This is a genomic window from Endozoicomonas sp. ALC013 (genome assembly GCF_049310205.1).
Lineage (GTDB): Bacteria > Pseudomonadota > Gammaproteobacteria > Pseudomonadales > Endozoicomonadaceae > Endozoicomonas.
Window position 1 is genome coordinate 16583 of record NZ_JBLYNS010000021.1, and the last position, 19694, is coordinate 36276.

The window sequence follows — 19694 nt, forward strand, 5'->3', positions numbered from 1 at the left end:
AGTTTAATGGTTTCCACCGCAATTATCATGAGGCTCCTGATGAAACCCTTGATAAAAAGAGCGCAGTTGGGTCTGGTTTTCTTACCTTTGTTTCTTTTTGGCTGTGCGGCTCACAGTCCGCAAGGTTCAAAGCCGGAGCAGCCAACAGTCCATACAGATTCATCCAGGGCCCAGAGAGCGGTTGTGTTTGCTGATGAAGCCATTAAAAAGATTCCCAGACACCTGCGCCCTGAAGCGCTGGAGAACAGGGATGACACATCGGTAGTGATTCGTGCCGGTGATTCCAGAACTTATAAAGAGTACCGGGTCGGTGGCCAGCTTTATGCCATTCAGGTAATTCCCAAGGCAGGTAAGCCCTACTACCTGATTGCCTCAGATAATGAAGGCAACCCCATTGATCCAACAAAACGTATCCTGTTAGTGCCTTCATGGACCATTTTTGAGTGGCACTGAGTACCGACAGAACCATAGATATAACCATCCAGGAACAGGGACTTCATGTCTGTTTATACCCATTTGACACAACAGGATATCGAGCAACTTCTAACTCGTTATGACCTGGGTAACTTAACGTCCTTCCAGGGCATTGAAAGTGGCGTTGAGAATACCAACTACTTTCTGGATATTGATGACAAGGGCAATCACCAGCGCTATGTATTAACCCTCTTTGAGTATCTGCCCGCCGACACGCTGCCATTTTTTATCCAGTATACGGATGAGCTTAAAGCCTTCGGCCTGCCGGTGCCCAACCCGATTCGGGATAAGAGTGGCGTTGCTCTCCAGTCGGTAAAAGACAAACCGGCGCTGATCGTGCAATGCTTTGCCGGGCAGCACCCTGACGCCGGAAACCTCTCTCTGGACCAATGCCAGCAGATTGGTACGATGCTGGCAAAAATCCATAAGGCAGGACAAGGTTCCTCCCTTTATCAGGAGAACCAGCGGGGGCTTTCCTGGCTTGATGCCCAGCAGAAAAGACTCATTCCATTACTTGGCCAGGATGATGCCCACTTTATGGCTGAGCAATGGCAAAACATCTCTGACGCTTTGCAAGCATTTGACAATCTGCCAACCGGGCTGATTCATGGCGACCTGTTTCATAATAATGTACTGTTTGATCAGGGCATAATCTCAGCCGTAATCGACTTCTATCAGGCCTGTAATGACTGGCTGATCTATGATTTGGCCGTCACAATAAACGACTGGTGTATTACCGATAGCCTTGAACTGGATGATCAGCGTACTAAAGTATTGATGGATGCCTATGCACAGGTTCGCCCTTTTACTGAGGATGAGAAAAAAGCCTGGCCATTAATATTGCAACTGGCAGCCTTCAGGTTCTGGATATCCCGACTGGTTACGTTTATTTATCCGGAAACAACGATGGATCAACAACACCAAGGTAGCCTGATTCGACAATTTCTTGATCCAAATGAATTTAAGGAAATGCTTCGATTAAGGATCAAACACGCAGATGACCTGTTAAATCTGCCTGGATGAATTAGAATAACACCACCCTGAAAACAGAGTGGTGCCGTTTTTAATTAAAAAATGTAGGTGCTATTAGCCAAAATCACTTCTACAGATATACCCAGTGAGTCTTATATGGTTTATCTTCTAAGCACGAGTGATTGAATGCTCTAACGTGCAGATTTACATGCGAGATGCTTGGCTGAGTGCACTTGAAATCCATTGATTAATGCTTTGACCACTCACCTGGGCTGCTGTGGCAATCGAGGCATGGAGTTCCGGGGGAATACGAAGCGTTAATTTTCCAGAGTATGGCTGTTGAGGTTCTTTGCCAACAGCGTTACAAGTTTCAAGATAATCTTCGACCGCTTCCTGAAAAGCATTTTTAAGCTCTGTTACTGACTCACCATGAAACCCAACCCGGTCTTTTATGCCCGCAATATGACCAACAAAACATTCGTCATCATCACTATATTCCAGGATGGCTGAATATCCTTTGTGTGTCATTGTATTCATGGCTTAACTCCAATTCTGCTTAGAAAGTCCCGTGCATCTTTCACTTGATAAGGCTTTGCCTCTTTTTTAGGGTGAGGCCTATGGAAGGTTCCAATATTCCCCATCTTTATGAAATCTTACGCGAGAACCACGACCTTCAATAACTTCAGCCCCAACAGCTATGAAGAGAGATTCAATGGCTCTCCACTCTAACTGCCTGGGGTTTGATTCCTGGTAAATCGCAATAAGCGTTTTTCGGTGTTTGGCATTCATAGAGGACACTAAAAGTATGGTATCATAAAATGATACCATTCATTGAGTTTTCTGAGACATAACGCGCATAACATGATGTTTGAAGCTTGCCACGGCCCGATGCTCTATCATTAGCTCCCTAGGAGGCTGTCCGAGCCAAATATCAATATTCACGCAAAACTGTTATATTGTAACAAATATTAATGGCATCTGTTATGCGCAAAACGAATACACCTTATATTCAACACAACCATAAAGCCTGTATTCAGCAGGCTTTAACGGAAGCTCGTGTCATTTGCCATAATCGTGGTGTCCGTCTGACCCCCCTCAGAGAAAGGGTGCTGGAACTGGTTTGGCAGAGCCATTGCCCGGTCGGAGCCTATGAAATACTGGCAGAGCTAACTCAGGGGGAATCAAAACCGGCTCAGCCCCCTACCGTATACAGAGCCCTGGACTTCCTTCAGGAACAGGGACTGGTACATCGCCTGACATCCATTAATGCTTACCTTGGTTGCAGCCGACCCAATACGCCACATAACAGCTGCTTTCTGATCTGTACCCAATGCCGGACCACCATTGAAATTGAACACCCGACCATTGAACATTCCCTGGAAGACTGTGCCAGTGAACACGGCTTTATCATTGCGGATGCCTCAATAGAGCTGGCTGGTTTATGCACCAACTGCAAAACGAATTGAATAATCACATATTATGAATCAACCATTAATAGAGTTGAGCAATATCTGGATGAAGTTCCAGAACAGAGAGGTACTGACCGGGATCAACCTGCAGGTGAATCCCGGTGAAATCGTTACCCTGATAGGCCCGAACGGTGCAGGAAAAACCACCCTTGTACGGGTAGCCCTTGGATTACAGGAACCCACATCCGGCCAGCGCTCCGTCAGAAAAGGGCTGCGCATTGGCTACATGCCGCAAAAGCTTCATATTGATGACTCCATGCCACTGACGGTCAACCGGTTCCTTAGGCTGACCGGTTGTCGTTTAACCGCCGTTCACGACGCCCTTGGGCGAACCGGCGTCAGCCATGTGCTCCAGTCTCCCCTGCAATCCCTGTCGGGTGGTGAGCTGCAAAGGGTTCTGCTGGCCCGGGCACTGCTGCATAAACCACATCTTCTGGTGCTGGATGAACCGGTGCAGGGGGTTGATGTCACCGGACAAAAGGAGCTTTACCAGCTGATCACGGAGATTCGCAACGCGTCCAGAGACCGGGAGCACTGTGCCGTGCTGATGGTGTCCCACGACCTCCATCTGGTTATGGCATCCACCGATAAAGTCATTTGCATCAATCAACACGTCTGCTGCTCCGGCCATCCTCACCAGGTTAAGCAACACCCGGCGTACCTTCGCCTGTTTGGTGGAGCGTCAGACGAACTGGCGGTATATACTCACCATCACGACCACCATCATGGCGTTGACGGGCATATTCTTGAGCCACAAAGCCCTGTATCTGAAGGAAAGCAATGATGCCGGATATTCTCTTATCTGCCTTACTGGCAGGCTATGGCGTGGCTCTGCTGGCAGCACCACTGGGCTGCTTTGTGGTCTGGCGGCGCATGGCCTATTTCGGCGATACCCTCTCTCACTCTGCTCTGCTGGGGGTTTCACTGGGGCTGATGCTGGATATCAATATCAACCTGGCCGTTATCGCCAGTTCACTGATGATCGCCGCTATCCTGGTCAGCTTCCAGGAAAAACAACAAGTGGCTTCCGACACCCTGCTGGGAATCCTTGCCCACAGTTCGCTATCCATTGGTCTGGTCACCGTCAGCTTTGCGGATAATGTTCGGGTAGATATGATGTCCTATCTGTTCGGTGACCTGCTGGCAACCGGCCCCTCGGACCTTTACTGGATTTACGGAGGAGGTGCCCTGGTTCTGGCGACGCTGGCATGGCTCTGGAAACCGTTGTTGTCCATGTCTGTTCATGCCGAGCTGGCCCAGGTGGAGGGCATTCCGGTCAGGAAACTCAGAATGACACTAACCCTGCTAATGGCCCTGGTGATCGCCGTAGCCATGAAGATAGTCGGTGTTCTGCTGATTACCTCCCTGATGATTATTCCGGCAGCGACCGCCCAGCGACTGGCGCGCACACCAGAGCAGATGGTGATTGTTTCAGCGCTGCTTGGCATCCTTGGTGTGTCCGGAGGCCTGGCGGCTTCATGGTTTCTGGACACGCCTGCTGCCCCTTCAGTGGTTGTGGCCAGCTTTTTACTTTTTTTAATCACCCGGTTGATAAAAAGAAAGTAATAATAAAACCTGAGTCCGCAAGTTCACAATACAGAAATCTGTTCGAAAAGCCTGCTGCTCAAGGCTTTTCGTGTAAATTCACGGCAAAGTCAGGCAAACCTGATGAATATATCCTCTACAGCTAACACTATGTCTCTCCCTGCACGAACAGCGAACAACAGTATGGAGAAAAACAGCAGCGGCTCATTTGCAGGCAGGGAAACAAATCATGCAAAGACGATCAAGCTTTATATAAAGGAACCGTTTACTCTGACACGTCAGTCATTAATAAATCCGGCTATTTCCAACAAAATAACACTCCAAATCTTTCAAATTGGGGATAAAACTGATGTCTCAATTTGTGGTGACGGTGCTGATGAATACTTAATGTCACTTTTTCAAGACAAAGACGACAAGATTTCTTTTGTTGTCAAAGATCAGGATGAAACAGAGTGTGAATATCAGCCTCCAGTCACCTGGGGAAAAAGATTTGTAAAGTGGATTTCACAAGGGGCTCGTTACTGTACGACTTCCGAAGATAGCGAGTATTTGATTCCAACATGCCATCAGTTTGAACGTTTTTTACACTGTGGATCAGAAAAATACAATATCAAAATCCCTATGAACTATTATCCCTCAACAGTAGTCACTGATATAAAAATAGTTGAGCCATTTAGCTATCTGAATTTGTCGGATACATTCACACAAGAATGGATCCATTCCATGACCTACATAGGCTCCGGTTTCTGCATTGGTAAATTTGGCACAGGTTCCATTGCCATCCAGACTGTTGAAAACTCTATGTTGTATTGGAGCAATAAAGACCGTGAAAGCCCCAGGCCAATTACATTACGCACTGGTAAACTGAGTTAAAGCTTTATGAGAATTTCACCCTGACCAAAATTTAGGCAGGAAGTAACGAGAGAAGTTATGAAAATAAATTTTCCAAATATTTCTGAACACAGCGAATATGCTCAATCGTTTGCCCGGTTACAGATTTCACCCAAAAATTTTGTCTCAACTGAACAGGATCCAGTTGAATCCGTTGATATTGATGAAGGAAAACATTATCTGGTCTGCGTTGAGCACGGCTTTAGAAAAATTGGCATACTGCCTGCGGATATCCAAATATTACTAAAAAGAGATCTTGATATTAGTACTTCAGGGGTAGCTTCTCAAAAAGCACTGAAAAAAGCCGAACCAGCTTCGCAGCAGCCCAGTGTTTCCGTGGAACAACGTCCTGCAAAAACACCTTCGCCAGAAGAAAATGAGGAGTTAACTTCATGGTTTATTAAAGAAATGGCAGGGAAACTTTTAACCAGAAAAATTCTGGTCATCGAAGAACCATTTCAAGTGAAACCTAAAGTAGGGGAATTGGCAGTATATTTAGGAATGATCAATGATGAAAAAAAAATACCAAGATTTGCCAGAAATACAAAAGTGCTTACAGAAACAACGGATGGATCACTTGCGATGGCTGCCAAAGTGATTACTAATCAACTTTATACTCGGTATTCTGAGGTAACCATTTTAAAGGGCAGTACGACAACAGATAAAATAACTACTTTGAATGCTCCTCTCAAGCGTACATTAGCGGACATTGCTATCGATGTCATCATCACAAAATATCATGACGCTGTTGCGTACAGAAAGGAACTGGCCCGATGGCTGCCAAATCACCCATTAGTAGTCTACATGAAACAGTTGGAAGCTTTAACCACTAAAATTCCTGATTATAAACCGTTGGATGATGAAACAAACAGTAAAACCAATCAACAAAAAAAAGCAATTATTAATTACATCAAAAAAATCAAACAACCATTAATCAATTTGCTAAAGGAACATTATCATCTGCGTTTTATTGAAGCGCACACACCAGAAGAAGATCTCCAGGAAGCGATTGATTATTATCAAAGAAGAACCACCATTCCTGTTCTCGACCTGGCCCAGCTTGATGAGGAATTGTTAAAGCCACACGGTATTGAAACCTTTCTTGATATTCACGCCTTCTTCAAGACACCTTTAATGAATATGAATAAAAAAAATAATTTCAAACATAAAATACGAACGCCTGAGGAAGGTGAAAACTTCACACAATTGGCGAATTTAGCCATTGATCTGGTTTATGAAATCAGTAAATTTATCGAGCTTGAAATGATTCCGACCGATTCTTGACCCATCGTACTTTCGATCAGACCGCTGCCACGTAAAAACTTTTGGTTGGAACTCTCTATTAATTTGCAAAGCCAGCATCCGCTGGCTTTAACATCAAAAAGATTGTAAAAAAGTCAAGACTCAATGACTCTTGTCAATACTTAACAACACAGTCCTGAGCTTACCGGGTTCCAACGGTGGCCGTATAAACCCGTGATAGTGTCCTTGCGGATTAACCAGGGCCAGATTGGCACCGTGATCCACCAGATAAAACTCATCCTCAGGATCAACCACCGGGGTGAACGGGACATTCATCTGAACCGCCAGGTTATAAACACCCGCTATTTCTCCGGTAATGCCGGTGAAGTCCTTATTAAAGTAGGGCACATAGCCTTTCAGTTTGTCAGGGGTGTCTCTTCGTGGGTCCACCGTCACCATCAGGTACTGCATCTCTTTCGCCAGGCTCGGTGACTTCTCCTTGAGCAATGCGTCCAGCTTATTTAACTGACTAAGCGTGGCCGGGCAGATATCAGGGCAGAAGGTAAAACCGAAATAGACCAGGCTCCAGCGCCCCTTAAGATTTTCTGCGACAAATGGCTGGCCGTTATGGTCAACCAGCCCTTCCATGGTGAAAGCCCTGGGTGTTTCAAACACCACCGCTCCCATTTGTTGGAGCTGCTCTTTGGATAACGCTGGCTTGTTGATAAATTTATTCGCCGTCACCCCGAGCACAACAGCGACGGCTGCCAGTAAAATAGTGACCGTCTTTTTCACCCCTTTACTCCTTTCTGTGTCCACAGGGACTCCTTACACCCAGAGATAAAATGAATAGTGGTCCACCAGTAACACCACAAATAACAGCATCAAATAGGTAATTGAAAACCTGAAGGTCTTGATGGCGGCATGAGGTCTGCTGTCACGGAGCAGAACAATGGACCAGTATAAAAAGCGTGCTCCCAGAATGGTTGCACCCACCAGATAGATCACCCCACTCATACCCGTCAGGAATGGCAACAGGGTAACCATAAACATGATGATGGTATAGAGCAGAATATGAAGTTTGGTGTAAGCCTCACCATGGGTAACTGGCAACATGGGAACATCCGCTTTGGCGTACTCCTCCTTGCGATGGATTGCCAGGGCCCAGAAGTGAGGGGGCGTCCAGGCAAAAATAATCAGTACCAGCAAAAGGCCATGGCCTTCAAACTGTCCGGCCACGGCAGTCCAGCCGAGCAGGGGAGGAGCCGCCCCGGCCAAACCACCAATAACAATATTCTGTGGTGTTGCCCGTTTCAGAATCAGCGTATACACCACTGCATAGCCCATCAGGGACGCGAATGTTAACCAGGCGGTCAGAGGATTAACCAGCACAAACAGCATGGCCATTCCCAGCGAACCAATAATAAAGGCAAAAATGACCGCCTGGAGCGGTTCAACCCGACCAGTGGCCACCGGACGATTATGGGTTCTCGCCATCACCGTATCGATCTGTCGGTCAACGACATGATTGATCACTGCTGCGGCACCGGCACACAGAGCAATGCCCAGGTTACCAAAGAACAGAATATCCAGCGGTACCCAACCGGGTGTTGCCAGGTACATACCAATAACCGACGTTAAGATCATCAGCGCGACCACCTTAGGCTTGGTCAGCTCAAGATAATCCTTCCAGTGGGCACTCCCTGCCGGTAATACATTACTTTGACTCATGCTCAGCCCTCTCTTTCCTGCAAATCCTGCAAACTGTTGTTCAAACCACTTTTCTTAAGAGCACCGCCGAATAAGAAGTAGTTATAGGCCACCAGTGATAACAACAACAAGGCACCTCCCAGGTTATGGGCTACGGCAATGCTCAGCGGCAGGCTCCAGATGATATTGCTCAGGCCAAGAGCCACCTGGACCGTCAACATAACCATAACCAGCAGCATCAGTTTTCGAACCGTTGATCCTACAGAACCGCCAACCCTGAAAGACACCCTGAGCGCAATAAGCATTTGCAACGTCAGCAATATTACTATCAGTATTGCTCCTACTCTGTGGGCAAAATGTATGGCGGTTCTGGCCTCAGCATGCAGCTGCCCACCCAGATAATTCGGACCAATGTCCTGCCCGACATCAAATCCCTCTGCAAAATTCATGGGCGGGAGCCACTGCCCCTGACACATTGGCAGATCAGGACAGGCAAGGGCTGCATAGTTAGAGCTGGTCCAACCACCCAGACTGACCTGACCAACCACCAATACCAGACTGAATACTGCCAGCCACTTCAGAAACAGGAACGGCTTATCCGGCACCTTTTCTCGATGCACACCAGACAACCTCAACGTTAAGAGAAACAACAGACTGAAGGTGGCAAAACCACCCAGTAAATGAGCAGTTACAACCTGAGGCCATAGTTTTAGTGTGACGGTCCACATACCAAAAGCGGCCTGCAGGGTAATCAGTGCAAGGATCAGAATGGGCAGCTTGAACGGCTGGCCCGGCTCACGCCGGTATCTGAATGCCTGAATAACAATCATCAACACCAGGAGCATCAGCGAGCCGGCCACATAACGGTGGATCATCTCTGCCCACCCCTTATCAACTTCAACCGGGGCCTCCGGAAAGAGTGACTCGGCATGGGCAATCTCCTGCTGAGTATCCGGCACAGTCAGAAAACCATAACAGCCGGGCCAGTCAGGACAGCCCAGCCCGGCATGCACCAGCCTGGTATAGGCACCCACACCAACCACAATGCTTGCCAGCAGCGTTGCGATCAGCGCCAGATAAAATCCTTTTTTCTTCATTGCCACTCCAGTGAGTTGACTACCCATTACCAACCCTTTTTTTAACCAAAAAATACCACATTAAACAAAAACCAATGACTCAATAATCATTTAGTACCCATTAACCGATATTGGACGCTTTCAGCAGCTTTTGCAGATCTTTCAGCACATCACCACCGGGCTGATCAACCCGGTATCCCATGATCAGATTACCCAGCGGATCAATGATAAAAATACGGTTCTCTGGCCAGTGCTTAAGGCCGAGCGCTGTTTGCACATGGTTTTTGTCCGCGTTCAGCCAGTAAATGCCCGGATGTTCCGTTTCAAGTTCTGAGGAGGGCACCGGTTTTTCCGGAGCAATGTAAAACCGGGTCACCCGTTCAGACTCTTTTCCCAGGGCAATATGCACCTGACGGGTTTTATACAGGCTGGCGACACAATCAGACTCTTCACAACGGGCACTGCCAAACACCACCACTCGCCAGAGGCCCTCTGTTTCTGCGGCATCTACACGCTTTTCACCGTCCTGAAGATGCAGTGCGGCAAACTGGGCGGGTGGTAGTAAAAGCTCGCCTTTATTGCTTCTTCCTTCTGGTATCCATGCCCCGGTAAAGTACATAATCCAGGCCAACCCCATGGCCATGGATGGGATCAAAATGACAAGGGCAAGCTGCAGCCGATTCTTATTCGTGGTTGTCTTGGTCATGATCACCTCACACGTCATGCTTGTTCTTAAGTAGTTGGCCGAATGGAATCTTATTTTCTGGCTAAGTGGGCAGTTACTATGCAAGGCACAACGTAGGGAGCATAGCCGTAGCTATGTGACCGTAGTTGTAACGCCGCAGAGTGACTGTCCACTTAGTCAGAAAATATGATTTCATTTGGTTAACTACTTATGGTTCTTACCTGAGCGGATCATCTGGAACCCATACAGCAAGAGCAGGACCAGTGCCATGGCAAACCATTGAAAGGCGTACCCCAGGTGCTTCTCTGATTTCAGATTAATCACCATTGGGCGCATCTGTTCAGCACCCGGCTGACCCGCTCTGAGCACCATGTAAAAATCCGGCGTCGTGCTCTCTATGGCTTCCGATATTTTCAGTGAGTCAAACGCCTGGATGCGTTTCGGCCAGCCTTCTTCCCAGATGTCTTCCGCCAGCATAAAGGGTTTGCCCAAGGGCTTATACGCAAAGCCGGTCAGTATCAGATGCTCCGGATCTGTCATCACCTCCGGCAGTCGTTCCCGATCACCAGCGACAATCCAACCCCGGTCAATCAGCAACCATGCTCCGTCATCGGTCAGAAACGGAATGAACAGCTCATACCCGGCCTCGCCCTGGAAAACCTGATTATCCAAAAGGAAGTAGCGATCCGGGTCAAACCGGCCGCTCACCGTAAAAGGGAGATACAACGGATCTTCGTGACGTTGAGCCTGGGAAAGTGACAACGGCTCAAGAGCATGGCGAGACTCATAAGCCTGCTCCAGCATCAACTTTTGCTCGTAACGTGATAGCTGCCAGAAGCCCAGACTCACCAGTACCGGCAGGGTGGCAATCACTAACAGGGTCAACTTCAATCTGAATCCAAACATCAAGTGAACGGTCTTCTATGCTATTGTGTCCCAGAAAGTGCGGAAAATACTGAGTTCATCTCAGGAGTTTGCCTTGTGGATAACTTTCTTGAGCCAGGAATATGTGGATAAAATTCGTCGTTATTGTTCTTTTTATTGCCGTGGTTATCAGTCTGGGTACCGGCTTTTATTTTTTGCTGACTGAGAAGAAGAGTTCGCCCAAACTGCTGAACTCCCTGAAAGTTCGTATCGGTCTCACTGTTTTGATTATGGTGATTATTGTCGCCGCCTGGCTTCATGGAGATATCCACAGCCAGGCACCCTGGTTGTATCGATAACCGTTAAATCAGATAAACGAAAATAAACAGTCCAACCCATACCACATCTACAAAGTGCCAGTACCAGCTGGCGGCTTCAAAGGCAAAATGGTTATCTGCCTCAAAATGTCCCTGAAAAACCCGGACAAGCATCACCGCCAGCATAATGGCTCCCAGTGTTACATGTGCACCGTGAAAACCGGTCAACAAGAAGAAGGTTGAGCCATAAATACCAGCACTGAGGGTCAACCCCAGTTCGTTATAGGCCTCGATGTACTCTTCAACCTGGAAAAACAGGAATGCGGTGCCGAGCACCAGCGTCAGGATCAACCACAGTTTTATCTTGTAGCGGTAATTAGCGCGCAGTGCGTGGTGGGCCAGTGTCAGTGTGATACTGGAAGCAACCAACAGAAGCGTGTTCAACAGCGGCAGGTGAAAGGGATCCACAACATCAGCAGCGCCAACAAAAAGATCATTGTCCGGATTTACCATCAGTGGCCAGCTCGCAGTAAAATCTGGCCAGAGCATCTCGTGGGTCATCGCCCCTTCACCCTCACCGGCAAGCCAGGGGACGGCCAGAACCCGAACATAGAACAGGGTGCCAAACAGTGCGGCAAAAAACATTACTTCGGAAAAAATAAACCAGAACATTCCCCAGCGGAATGTCCGGTCCATCTGTGGACTGTAAAGCCCGGCCCGGGACTCCTGGATGACATTGCCGAACCAGCCAAACAGCATCCAGGCCATAATCAGGCCACCGGCGTAAAACACATAGTGTGCACTAGAGTCCTTAACACCGGCGCTCATGTCATTCATCATCATGCCGGCCCCGAGAAGGGTCAGAAAAAGTCCAATAGACGCAATGATTGGCCATTTACTCTGGGCCGGAACGTAGTAGGTACCTTCGGTAGCCATAGTACTTTCTTTCACCTCTCCTGATCTGACAGGGAGTACGCCTTTTCTCCCGAACAATCTTCTTTAGAAAATAAAGCTCAAAACACTCAGTTCAAATGGGTTACATCAAACAGCGTATAAGACAAGGTTAGCTTTTTTATATGCTTCGGCAGGTCCTGATCGACGATAATCCGCAGTGGCATCACCTTTTCTTCCCATGGCTGCAACGTCTGTGTGGTAAAACAAAAACACTCGACCTTATGCAGAAAGTTGGTGGCTTCAAACGGCGTCACACTGGGAATGGCCTGGCCCACTATTGTTTTACCCGTGGGGTTTTTCGCAACAAAGTTTAGCAGGCCCGGTTCGCCGGGATGCACCGTGACCTGGGGAGTGCTGGGGTAAAAGTCCCAGCTCATGCCCGCATTCTTCGTGGCCACAAACTGCACCTTGATATCGCGGCTGGTATCCACTTTGGCTTCTGCCGCCTTGTACATGTATGGGTCAGGATCCGTCTTGCCGTTCAGGCCAGTCACCTGACAGAACACGTTGTACAGTGGCACCATGGCAAAACCAAAACCGAACATGCCACAAGCTACGAGTATGGAGCGAATGACAGTACGGCGAGTTGAATGCTCGATGGCTTCAGGCTGCTCTCTATCCTGTTCACTCATACAGACTCCTGTCGTTTACTTTACATCCGGTGGTGTGGTGAAGGTGTGATAGGGGGCTGGTGATGGCACACTCCACTCTAACCCTTCAGAACCTTCCCAGGGCTTGGCCTCGGCTTTTGCTCCCCCCCTGATGCATTTAATCACGATAAACAGGAACAGGAGCTGCGTGGTTCCAAACATAAAACCACCAATACTGGCCATTTCATTGAAGTTGGCAAACTGCAGTGCGTAGTCCGGTATCCTGCGTGGCATGCCCGCCAGCCCGACAAAGTGCATTGGGAAGAACGTCAGGTTCATCCCGATAAAGGACATCCAGAAGTGCACTTTGGCCAGCGTCTCGTCATACATATAGCCAGTCCATTTTGGCAGCCAGTAGTAGCAGGCAGCATAGATGGCAAAAATTGCCCCCGGCACCAGTACATAGTGGAAATGAGCCACCACGAAATAGGTGTCGTGATATTGGAAGTCAGCAGGGGCAATTGACAGCATCAGTCCTGAGAAACCACCAATGGTAAAGAGCACCACAAAGGCGGTGGAGAAGAGCATCGGGGTTTCAAAGGTCATGGAACCACGGAACATGGTGGTCACCCAGTTGAATATCTTCACCCCGGTGGGTACCGCAATCAGCATGGTGGCGTACATAAAAAACAGCTCGCCAATCAGCGGGATGCCCACTGTGAACATGTGATGCGCCCAGACAATAAACGACAGAAAGGCGATACTGGCGGTTGCGTACACCATGGAGGTATAGCCAAACAGGGGCTTACGGGCAAATGCTGGAATAATGGCAGAGACAATCCCGAAGGAGGGGAGAATCATGATGTACACTTCCGGATGCCCGAAAAACCAGAAAATATGCTGGAACAGTACCGGATCACCACCACCACCGGCATTGAAGAAACTGGTACCGAAATGAATATCCATCAACATCATGGTCACTGCACCCGCCAGCACCGGCATTACCGCAATCAGCAGATAAGCCGTGATCAGCCAGGTCCAGACAAACATGGGCATTTTCATCATGGTCATCCCCGGAGCCCTGAGGTTCAGGATGGTCGCGATGATATTAATCGCCCCCATGATGGAAGAGATCCCGAGCATGTGGATGGCAAAGATGAAAAATGTTGTTGAAGGCGGTGAATAGTCTGTTGATAGTGGCGCATAAAAGGTCCAGCCGAAGTTGGGGCCACCACCTTCCATAAACAAGGTGCTCACCAGCATCACGGCAGCAAAGGGCAGAATCCAGAAGCTCCAGTTGTTCATCCGCGGCATGGCCATATCCGGAGCCCCGATCATCATGGGAATCATCCAGTTAGCCAACCCGACAAATGCCGGCATAACGGCACCGAATACCATGATCAAACCGTGCATGGTGGTCATCTGGTTGAAAAAAGCCGGTTCGACAATCTGCAGTCCGGGCTGGAACAGTTCAGCCCGGATGATCATGGCCATGGCCCCACCGGTCAGAAACATAATGAAGCTGAACCACAGGTACATGGAGCCAATGTCTTTGTGGTTGGTGGTCAGAACCCAACGCATCAATCCTTTGGCAGGCCCGTGATGATGCTCCTGATCCAGGGAAGAAGCAGTATCTGTTACCGAAGTCATATCTACTCTCCTTACAGGCTCGCCTGCTGGTTATCTGGCATGGTCTGCTTGGCCGGATCTTCTACATATTCGCCAGTTTTCTTGTACTCCACGATCTCTTTAGGGGTCACCAGTTCACCGGTGTCATTGCCCCAGGCATTCCGCTCATAGGTGATCACGGCAGCAAGGTCCACCTCACTCAGCTGGCCGGCAAAGGCCTGCATTGCTGAGCCCTTCTTACCGTTCATAACAATATCGACATGCGCCCCGATCTGATCCGCTTCAGTGGCCATCGGGCTGCCTTTCAGCGCCGGGAAGATCGGCGGCATGCCGGCACCATTGGGCTGGTGGCATACAGCGCAAGCCTTGGTGTAGGCCTGCTCACCTCTGTCCATCAATTCCGCCATGGTCCATGTTTTGTCGGTCAGCTCACGCTCTTTGCCCGCTGCGGTTTTTTTCGCCTGCAGCCAGGCGTCATAGTCTTCCTGTGACTTGGCCTCAACCACAATGGGCATATAGCCATGATCCTTACCACACAGTTCGGCACACTGCCCACGGTAAGTACCTGGCACTTCAATATTGGTCCATGCTTCGTTGATAAAGCCAGGAATGGCGTCACGCTTGACTGCCAGGGCAGGCACCCACCAGGAGTGAATCACGTCAGCAGCGGTCACCAGAAAGCGAACCTTTTTATCCACAGGAATCACCAGCGGCTCATCCACTTCCAGAAGATAGTTGGGGTTCTTGTCCCGAACATTCCGGATCTGTTCCCGGGGTGTACTGAGGTTACTGAAAAAAGAGACATCTTCTCCGACGTATTCATACTGCCACTTCCATTGATAGCCGGTAATTTTGATATCAATATCGGCCTCGTCAGTATTGTAGATTTCCACCAGCGTTTTGGTCGCCGGAATGGCCATCAGCACCAGGATCAGAAAAGGAATGGATGTCCATACGATCTCAACCAGTGTGCTTTCATGGAACTGGTGAGCTACTGCGCCCTTGGATTTACGGTGCTTGAAAATGGAATAAAACATGACACCAAAGACAATCAGGCCGATCACGACACAGATCATCAATATGGTCATATGGAGTCCGTAGATATTCCGGCTGACCGCCGTCACACCTTCGGTCATATTGACTTCCCATGCAGCACGGCTACTACCCGTTACAGCCAGCCCCGCAAGAAGAAGAAAGAGAGATTTCGCCTGCTGCATCATTATTCCCTTACATCCCCTGACTATCCGCTGATCGCAGCGGAAACTTCTTATTATTATTGTGCAGATTTGTTGCGCTGCTTTACTTCTCAGAGGTGCGACTGCCAACGGAGCAGTTTTTCGTCCGGTTGCCTGTGTCACGATACTGACCTTTCCAATGGTCTTGTGTTGTTACCAACGTTCATCGTCTCCACCCCATGATAAAGCCCGTTTGTGTCATTTACGCAGGTAAACCACAGATGGTTTATTGAGAGGAAGCGAGATTATTTATAATTATCTGATCTGAAAAACCCCACTACATCTATTCAAGAGCAGATATGCAATCAGTATTGAGACCAAAACAAACTGCTTAGCAAACACATAACTGCAAATCCAACACCTCATGCCATAAAAATACTATGGCAAATCATTCAAAGCAGAACACTCTAAGTCTGACAATAATCGTTATAGAGTATAGTTCTAAAAAACCATTAAACAACATGCTGAAAGAAAATGAAATCGCCAATTTTAAAATACTGTAAATGTCGTTTAATAGATTCCTGATATTTCCTATATCACGCCTGTAAAGGGCTGTAATTAAACAATATTTTATTCAGGTTCTATGGTACGAAAATTTATAACCAAGACATTCTGTTGTAACTAAAGACAATCCCCTCTGCAAAAATCAGAGAAGCAGTAAGTCTAACCAGGCTCTATCACCCTTTATAAACAGGGTTCGCCATTGCCTCTTTGGGATCTTATGGAATCAAACGTTAAGCCACCTGCAAAATGGCTGTGTTACGACAATTTCTGCTTCTGTCTCATAAACATTTTGAAGCGCTCATACATTTCCCGGTTTTCAATAACACTGTATTGACAGTTGTCACAGACCGTTACACAACCGGCTTTTAATATGCCATAGTGGCACGTTTTAACGGGTTTACTCAGCTCCCTTTTCAGCCAATACCTTATAATCTTTATTTCATCCAGGCTCCAGTCATTACGCAGGGGCATGCACTCCTTGTTAAAAAATTCGTGAAATTCTTCATCGTCTTTGCTCCAGAGAATGCTCAGGGGAATATTATTTTTAACAATAAAGTCGTTAACGTCTTCACACTCTTCGTCATTCACGAATGCCCACAAATAATTAATACGCTCATGTTTAGCCAGGATCATTGCACTGTGGAACCGGGCCAGTGCCTGATACTCTTCGGGAGCGAACAACTCTTTACCAGACCAGTCTTTGTTCAGGAACTCAGTCAGCTCTGCAGGCAACTTTGCTAATATTGAATCAGCCAGTGACTTTGTTTCATCCTCAGTAGGGCTATCTTCTCTCTTTCCGTCTATCCATCGTTTCCTCAAAAATTCAGATATGTTAAATTCAAGACTGTTTTTAAGTTTTTCCGGGTTGATCTCCAAATCGAGACCGGGAGCGCGTCCGAGGTGAGAATTACAGGGATAAACAAGTAATAAATCATTTTCCTGAAACTTTACCTTAGGTTGTTCTGGCTTTATTTTTACGGTACAAGACGTTAGAGCAGTGATCAGATGTTCATCCACCGACTGCTCTGGACTCCCTGCGCAGACCTGTTGATTGGGAATATAGCGTGCACAGGCAGGAGCCTCATAAACTGACCCATTGGATCCTCCAGTGGCAATAAGTGGACAATTGTCTGATTCGGGCATAAGTACAGGGGTCTGAATAGTGGAACTTGCTAACGGATGCATAGCTAATTCATATCCTTTAATTTGATAATCGGATTCTATCGATTTATCCGAACGGGTGAATTAATTTATTTCTGTCGATCCAACAGTAAGCAGAGACTTGCCATCTTTAATCATCAGTTCCAGCAATCGCCGACCATTGCCAGAGGCAAGGACCGATGGCCTTTTTGCCCTCGGACAATTCCTTACTTGATAAGACAAGGAGTCTTATGAAAATTCAATCGATAAACCACCTGAGATATTTACTGTGTTACGGCGATCCCTTACCCTGACTCATCAGCATTTTAATGTGTCCGTATGGTTTCCAGTTTTCAGTAATACGGTAAATGCATTCATCACAAACCGTCACACAGTCGGCTTTGAATATACCATAATGGCACGTTTTAATGTATTCGTTCATCCGTTCAGCTTCAGGATAATCCTGACACCGCTGCAGTTCCTCATTCAACCAATACTGAATGAGTTCTAGTTCTATTTCGTCTTCTTCGTCTTCGCTCCAGCCAGCACGCAAGGGTAAACACTCCTTTCTAAAAAATTCGTTAAATTCATCTTCCTCTTTTTCACTCCGGTAGTCCAAATCTTCATCTTCAAGCAAAATAATTGCGCTGTGGAACCTCGCCAGGGCTTGATACTCATCGGGAGCAAACCACTCTTTATCGGACCAGTCTTTGTTCAGGAACTCAGTTAGTTCTGCAGGCAACCTTGCTAATATTGAATCAGCCAGTGATTTTTTTTCCTCCTGAGTAGCAGGACCTTTTCTATGTCCACTTATCCAACGTTCTCTCAAAAATCCAGTTATGTGATAATCAAGCCTGTTTTTAAGTTCTTCTGGATTGATCTTCAAATCAAGAGTGGGTGTTGTGACTCTTCTCACAGAATTACAAGGATAAACGAGTAATAGATCATTTTCCTGAAACTTTGTCGGTGATTGTTCAGGCCCTGCTTTAACGACACAAGACGTTTGAGTAGTTATTTGACGTTTATCCAGTGGGTGCCCTGGGCTCTCAGTGGAATCAGGAAGATGGCGTAAAGAGGCAGGAATCTCCTGAACTTTACCATTCGACTCAGCAGATGCAATAGCTTGAGGGCTGTCTGATTTGGACAGAGGTAGAGGTGGCTGAACAGGGGAATTTACTGATGAATACATAAGTATTTATTTCCTTTATTTGCTCAAAGACATCATTTTCGGCAAACCAGTGGCATTCTTATGACAATTTTTCCACCTGGCTCTCAAGCTCTTTAATGCGATTATATGCAGCCCGTTTTTCATGCATACAGTGACTATTGTCACAGATTGACACAAAACCAGCTTTTAATTGGCCATAATGGCAATAGTAGCGCTTCTCGCGATCTCGGTCAGGATACTTCTGAAAACTTCCCAATTCGTATTTCAGCCACTCCTCAATATACTGCACTTCGTCTTCGCTCCAGCCTTTGCGCAGAGGCAAGCACTCCTTTATCAAAAATTTTTTAAATTCACTGCACTTTTCGTACCCGTAACTTGGGTATTCCCAACCTTGTTCTTCACATACCTCGTAATTCAAAAGATCGTCTTCATCGAAAAAAATAAATGCAAAGTGGAACTTCGCCAGAGCTTGATACTCCTCGGGGACAAACCAGTCTCTACCAGACCAGTCTTTGTTCAGGAACTCATATAACGCTGCAGGCAACCTTGTTATTATTGAATCCGCTAATGACTGTTCTCCTTCCCGGGTGGGTTCATCTTCGATCTGATCACATACCCAACGATAATCCAATATGTCATGGATATGCCGTCTAAGAGCATCTTTCAGTTTTCCGGGATTTACGTGAAAACTCAAGCTTGGGTTGTTATAAAAAGCTTTCGGGTAAATCAGCAATATATCATTTTCCTGAAACTTCGTCGGTGATATGCCAAGCTCTGTTTTTACGCCACCAGGCTCAACAGCAGTAATTTGTTGTTCATCCAGCGAGAGCTCTGGACGCTCCCCGGAATCAGGTAGCTGGCGTGAACAGGAGGGTGTTATCTGAACGTTGCTATTGAATGCAGTTGCGATAGCAGCTTCGCTGACTTCTGGTTCAGACGGTGGTAAAGGTATTGGCTGAGCATCAGAATTTGCTAACGGAGGCATAGCTCTACAGACCCTTTAGTTAATTTGAGGCCATAGATTTCAGTCAGACAAAATTGACGACTTCCATCGCTTTTCATTTCGCGGTCATTGGATCCAATTGAACAACAGATAGTTCCGGTCTGTTGAAAAAAATTTCTATCATTCCAGGCACCCCTGAGATGCCTCTGGAAAAAGCTGGCATAGCATATATTGTGTGCCATTTTTTTGACTGCACAACAGATTCCAAAATTTAGAAAAACCCTTA

21 protein-coding genes are annotated in these 19694 nt (G+C 47.2%); 8 read left to right on the plus strand and 13 right to left on the minus strand.

Going from position 1 to position 19694, the window contains the following annotated elements:
- Positions 1-39 precede the first annotated feature (39 nt).
- The gene (locus ACO6V1_RS06380; RefSeq protein WP_422466222.1) at positions 40-453 is read left to right on the plus strand and encodes a DUF2782 domain-containing protein; all 414 of its coding nucleotides are present in this window, start codon (positions 40-42) and stop codon (positions 451-453) included.
- 45 nt (positions 454-498) lie between these two features.
- On the plus strand, positions 499-1497 hold the full coding sequence (locus ACO6V1_RS06385) for a homoserine kinase (RefSeq protein ID WP_422466224.1): 999 nt from the start codon (positions 499-501) through the stop codon (positions 1495-1497).
- A gap of 153 nt (positions 1498-1650) precedes the next feature.
- Here ACO6V1_RS06385 and ACO6V1_RS06390 read toward each other — a convergent pair whose 3' ends face one another.
- Positions 1651-1983, minus strand: coding sequence for a type II toxin-antitoxin system HicB family antitoxin (locus tag ACO6V1_RS06390; RefSeq protein WP_422444349.1), 333 nt, complete (start codon positions 1981-1983; stop codon positions 1651-1653).
- Positions 1984-2429: 446 nt separating this feature from the next.
- On the opposite strand from ACO6V1_RS06390, the gene ACO6V1_RS06395 reads away from it, so the two are divergent.
- From ACO6V1_RS06395 to ACO6V1_RS06415, 5 genes are all read left to right on the plus strand, one after another.
- Positions 2430-2912 carry a Fur family transcriptional regulator gene (locus tag ACO6V1_RS06395; RefSeq protein ID WP_422444353.1) on the plus strand — a complete coding sequence of 161 codons (483 nt, stop codon included), beginning with the start codon at positions 2430-2432 and terminating at the stop codon, positions 2910-2912.
- A 13-nt stretch (positions 2913-2925) separates the two neighbouring features.
- The gene (znuC, locus tag ACO6V1_RS06400) at positions 2926-3699 is read left to right on the plus strand and encodes a zinc ABC transporter ATP-binding protein ZnuC (protein ID WP_422444355.1); all 774 of its coding nucleotides are present in this window, start codon (positions 2926-2928) and stop codon (positions 3697-3699) included.
- On the plus strand, positions 3699-4481 hold the full coding sequence (gene znuB / locus ACO6V1_RS06405; RefSeq protein WP_422466250.1) for a zinc ABC transporter permease subunit ZnuB: 783 nt from the start codon (positions 3699-3701) through the stop codon (positions 4479-4481). Before znuC ends, znuB begins: the two co-directional genes overlap by 1 nt.
- Before the next feature lie 102 nt (positions 4482-4583).
- Complete coding sequence (locus ACO6V1_RS06410) at positions 4584-5333, plus strand: hypothetical protein (RefSeq protein ID WP_422444357.1); 750 nt, start codon at positions 4584-4586, stop codon at positions 5331-5333.
- 57 nt (positions 5334-5390) lie between these two features.
- Complete coding sequence (locus ACO6V1_RS06415) at positions 5391-6635, plus strand: hypothetical protein (RefSeq protein WP_422466226.1); 1245 nt, start codon at positions 5391-5393, stop codon at positions 6633-6635.
- 120 nt (positions 6636-6755) lie between these two features.
- Here the strand turns inward: ACO6V1_RS06415 and ACO6V1_RS06420 are convergent, their stop codons facing one another.
- The 5 genes from ACO6V1_RS06420 to ACO6V1_RS06440 form a co-directional block, all read right to left on the minus strand.
- Positions 6756-7412: an SCO family protein gene (locus ACO6V1_RS06420; protein ID WP_422444361.1), complete on the minus strand. Its 657-nt coding sequence runs from the start codon at positions 7410-7412 to the stop codon at positions 6756-6758.
- Between the two features lie 9 nt (positions 7413-7421).
- Entirely contained in the window at positions 7422-8324 is a 903-nt protein-coding gene (cyoE, locus tag ACO6V1_RS06425) for a heme o synthase (protein ID WP_209275838.1), read from the minus strand.
- 2 nt (positions 8325-8326) lie between these two features.
- Entirely contained in the window at positions 8327-9400 is a 1074-nt protein-coding gene (locus ACO6V1_RS06430; protein ID WP_422466228.1) for a COX15/CtaA family protein, read from the minus strand.
- Between the two features lie 100 nt (positions 9401-9500).
- Entirely contained in the window at positions 9501-10085 is a 585-nt protein-coding gene (locus ACO6V1_RS06435) for a hypothetical protein (RefSeq protein WP_422444366.1), read from the minus strand.
- Between the two features lie 183 nt (positions 10086-10268).
- On the minus strand, positions 10269-10955 hold the full coding sequence (locus ACO6V1_RS06440) for an SURF1 family protein (RefSeq protein WP_422466230.1): 687 nt from the start codon (positions 10953-10955) through the stop codon (positions 10269-10271).
- 116 nt (positions 10956-11071) lie between these two features.
- Here ACO6V1_RS06440 and ACO6V1_RS06445 point away from each other — a divergent pair, with 116 nt between their 5' ends.
- On the plus strand, positions 11072-11287 hold the full coding sequence (locus tag ACO6V1_RS06445; RefSeq protein ID WP_101745351.1) for a DUF2909 domain-containing protein: 216 nt from the start codon (positions 11072-11074) through the stop codon (positions 11285-11287).
- Between the two features lie 3 nt (positions 11288-11290).
- Here the strand turns inward: ACO6V1_RS06445 and ACO6V1_RS06450 are convergent, their stop codons facing one another.
- The 7 genes from ACO6V1_RS06450 to ACO6V1_RS06480 all read right to left on the minus strand — a co-directional run bounded on the left by ACO6V1_RS06450 (position 11291) and on the right by ACO6V1_RS06480 (position 19450).
- Positions 11291-12181, minus strand: coding sequence for a cytochrome c oxidase subunit 3 (locus ACO6V1_RS06450; protein ID WP_422466232.1), 891 nt, complete (start codon positions 12179-12181; stop codon positions 11291-11293).
- A gap of 86 nt (positions 12182-12267) precedes the next feature.
- Entirely contained in the window at positions 12268-12831 is a 564-nt protein-coding gene (locus ACO6V1_RS06455; RefSeq protein ID WP_101745352.1) for a cytochrome c oxidase assembly protein, read from the minus strand.
- A 15-nt stretch (positions 12832-12846) separates the two neighbouring features.
- The gene (ctaD, locus tag ACO6V1_RS06460; RefSeq protein ID WP_422444374.1) at positions 12847-14439 is read right to left on the minus strand and encodes a cytochrome c oxidase subunit I; all 1593 of its coding nucleotides are present in this window, start codon (positions 14437-14439) and stop codon (positions 12847-12849) included.
- Between the two features lie 11 nt (positions 14440-14450).
- Positions 14451-15638, minus strand: coding sequence for a cytochrome c oxidase subunit II (gene coxB / locus ACO6V1_RS06465; protein ID WP_422466234.1), 1188 nt, complete (start codon positions 15636-15638; stop codon positions 14451-14453).
- A gap of 774 nt (positions 15639-16412) precedes the next feature.
- A complete protein-coding gene (locus ACO6V1_RS06470; protein ID WP_422466236.1) occupies positions 16413-17342 on the minus strand; it encodes a hypothetical protein in 930 nt (309 codons plus the stop codon).
- 247 nt (positions 17343-17589) lie between these two features.
- Complete coding sequence (locus ACO6V1_RS06475; protein ID WP_422466238.1) at positions 17590-18486, minus strand: hypothetical protein; 897 nt, start codon at positions 18484-18486, stop codon at positions 17590-17592.
- Positions 18487-18544: 58 nt separating this feature from the next.
- A complete protein-coding gene (locus tag ACO6V1_RS06480; RefSeq protein WP_422466240.1) occupies positions 18545-19450 on the minus strand; it encodes a hypothetical protein in 906 nt (301 codons plus the stop codon).
- Between the last annotated feature and the right edge of the window lie 244 nt (positions 19451-19694).

Coding starts and splice junctions, on each gene's coding strand:
- ACO6V1_RS06380 (WP_422466222.1), top strand. CDS start 40: ATGAAACCCTTGATAAAAAGAGCGCAGTTGGGTCTGGTTTTCTTACCT.
- ACO6V1_RS06385 (WP_422466224.1), top strand. CDS start 499: ATGTCTGTTTATACCCATTTGACACAACAGGATATCGAGCAACTTCTA.
- ACO6V1_RS06390 (WP_422444349.1), bottom strand. CDS start 1,983: ATGAATACAATGACACACAAAGGATATTCAGCCATCCTGGAATATAGT.
- ACO6V1_RS06395 (WP_422444353.1), top strand. CDS start 2,430: ATGCGCAAAACGAATACACCTTATATTCAACACAACCATAAAGCCTGT.
- znuC (WP_422444355.1), top strand. CDS start 2,926: ATGAATCAACCATTAATAGAGTTGAGCAATATCTGGATGAAGTTCCAG.
- znuB (WP_422466250.1), top strand. CDS start 3,699: ATGCCGGATATTCTCTTATCTGCCTTACTGGCAGGCTATGGCGTGGCT.
- ACO6V1_RS06410 (WP_422444357.1), top strand. CDS start 4,584: ATGAATATATCCTCTACAGCTAACACTATGTCTCTCCCTGCACGAACA.
- ACO6V1_RS06415 (WP_422466226.1), top strand. CDS start 5,391: ATGAAAATAAATTTTCCAAATATTTCTGAACACAGCGAATATGCTCAA.
- cyoE (WP_209275838.1), bottom strand. CDS start 8,324: ATGAGTCAAAGTAATGTATTACCGGCAGGGAGTGCCCACTGGAAGGAT.
- ACO6V1_RS06430 (WP_422466228.1), bottom strand. CDS start 9,400: ATGAAGAAAAAAGGATTTTATCTGGCGCTGATCGCAACGCTGCTGGCA.
- ACO6V1_RS06435 (WP_422444366.1), bottom strand. CDS start 10,085: ATGACCAAGACAACCACGAATAAGAATCGGCTGCAGCTTGCCCTTGTC.
- ACO6V1_RS06445 (WP_101745351.1), top strand. CDS start 11,072: ATGTGGATAAAATTCGTCGTTATTGTTCTTTTTATTGCCGTGGTTATC.
- ACO6V1_RS06450 (WP_422466232.1), bottom strand. CDS start 12,181: ATGGCTACCGAAGGTACCTACTACGTTCCGGCCCAGAGTAAATGGCCA.
- ACO6V1_RS06455 (WP_101745352.1), bottom strand. CDS start 12,831: ATGAGTGAACAGGATAGAGAGCAGCCTGAAGCCATCGAGCATTCAACT.
- ctaD (WP_422444374.1), bottom strand. CDS start 14,439: ATGACTTCGGTAACAGATACTGCTTCTTCCCTGGATCAGGAGCATCAT.
- coxB (WP_422466234.1), bottom strand. CDS start 15,638: ATGATGCAGCAGGCGAAATCTCTCTTTCTTCTTCTTGCGGGGCTGGCT.
- ACO6V1_RS06470 (WP_422466236.1), bottom strand. CDS start 17,342: ATGCATCCGTTAGCAAGTTCCACTATTCAGACCCCTGTACTTATGCCC.
- ACO6V1_RS06475 (WP_422466238.1), bottom strand. CDS start 18,486: ATGTATTCATCAGTAAATTCCCCTGTTCAGCCACCTCTACCTCTGTCC.
- ACO6V1_RS06480 (WP_422466240.1), bottom strand. CDS start 19,450: ATGCCTCCGTTAGCAAATTCTGATGCTCAGCCAATACCTTTACCACCG.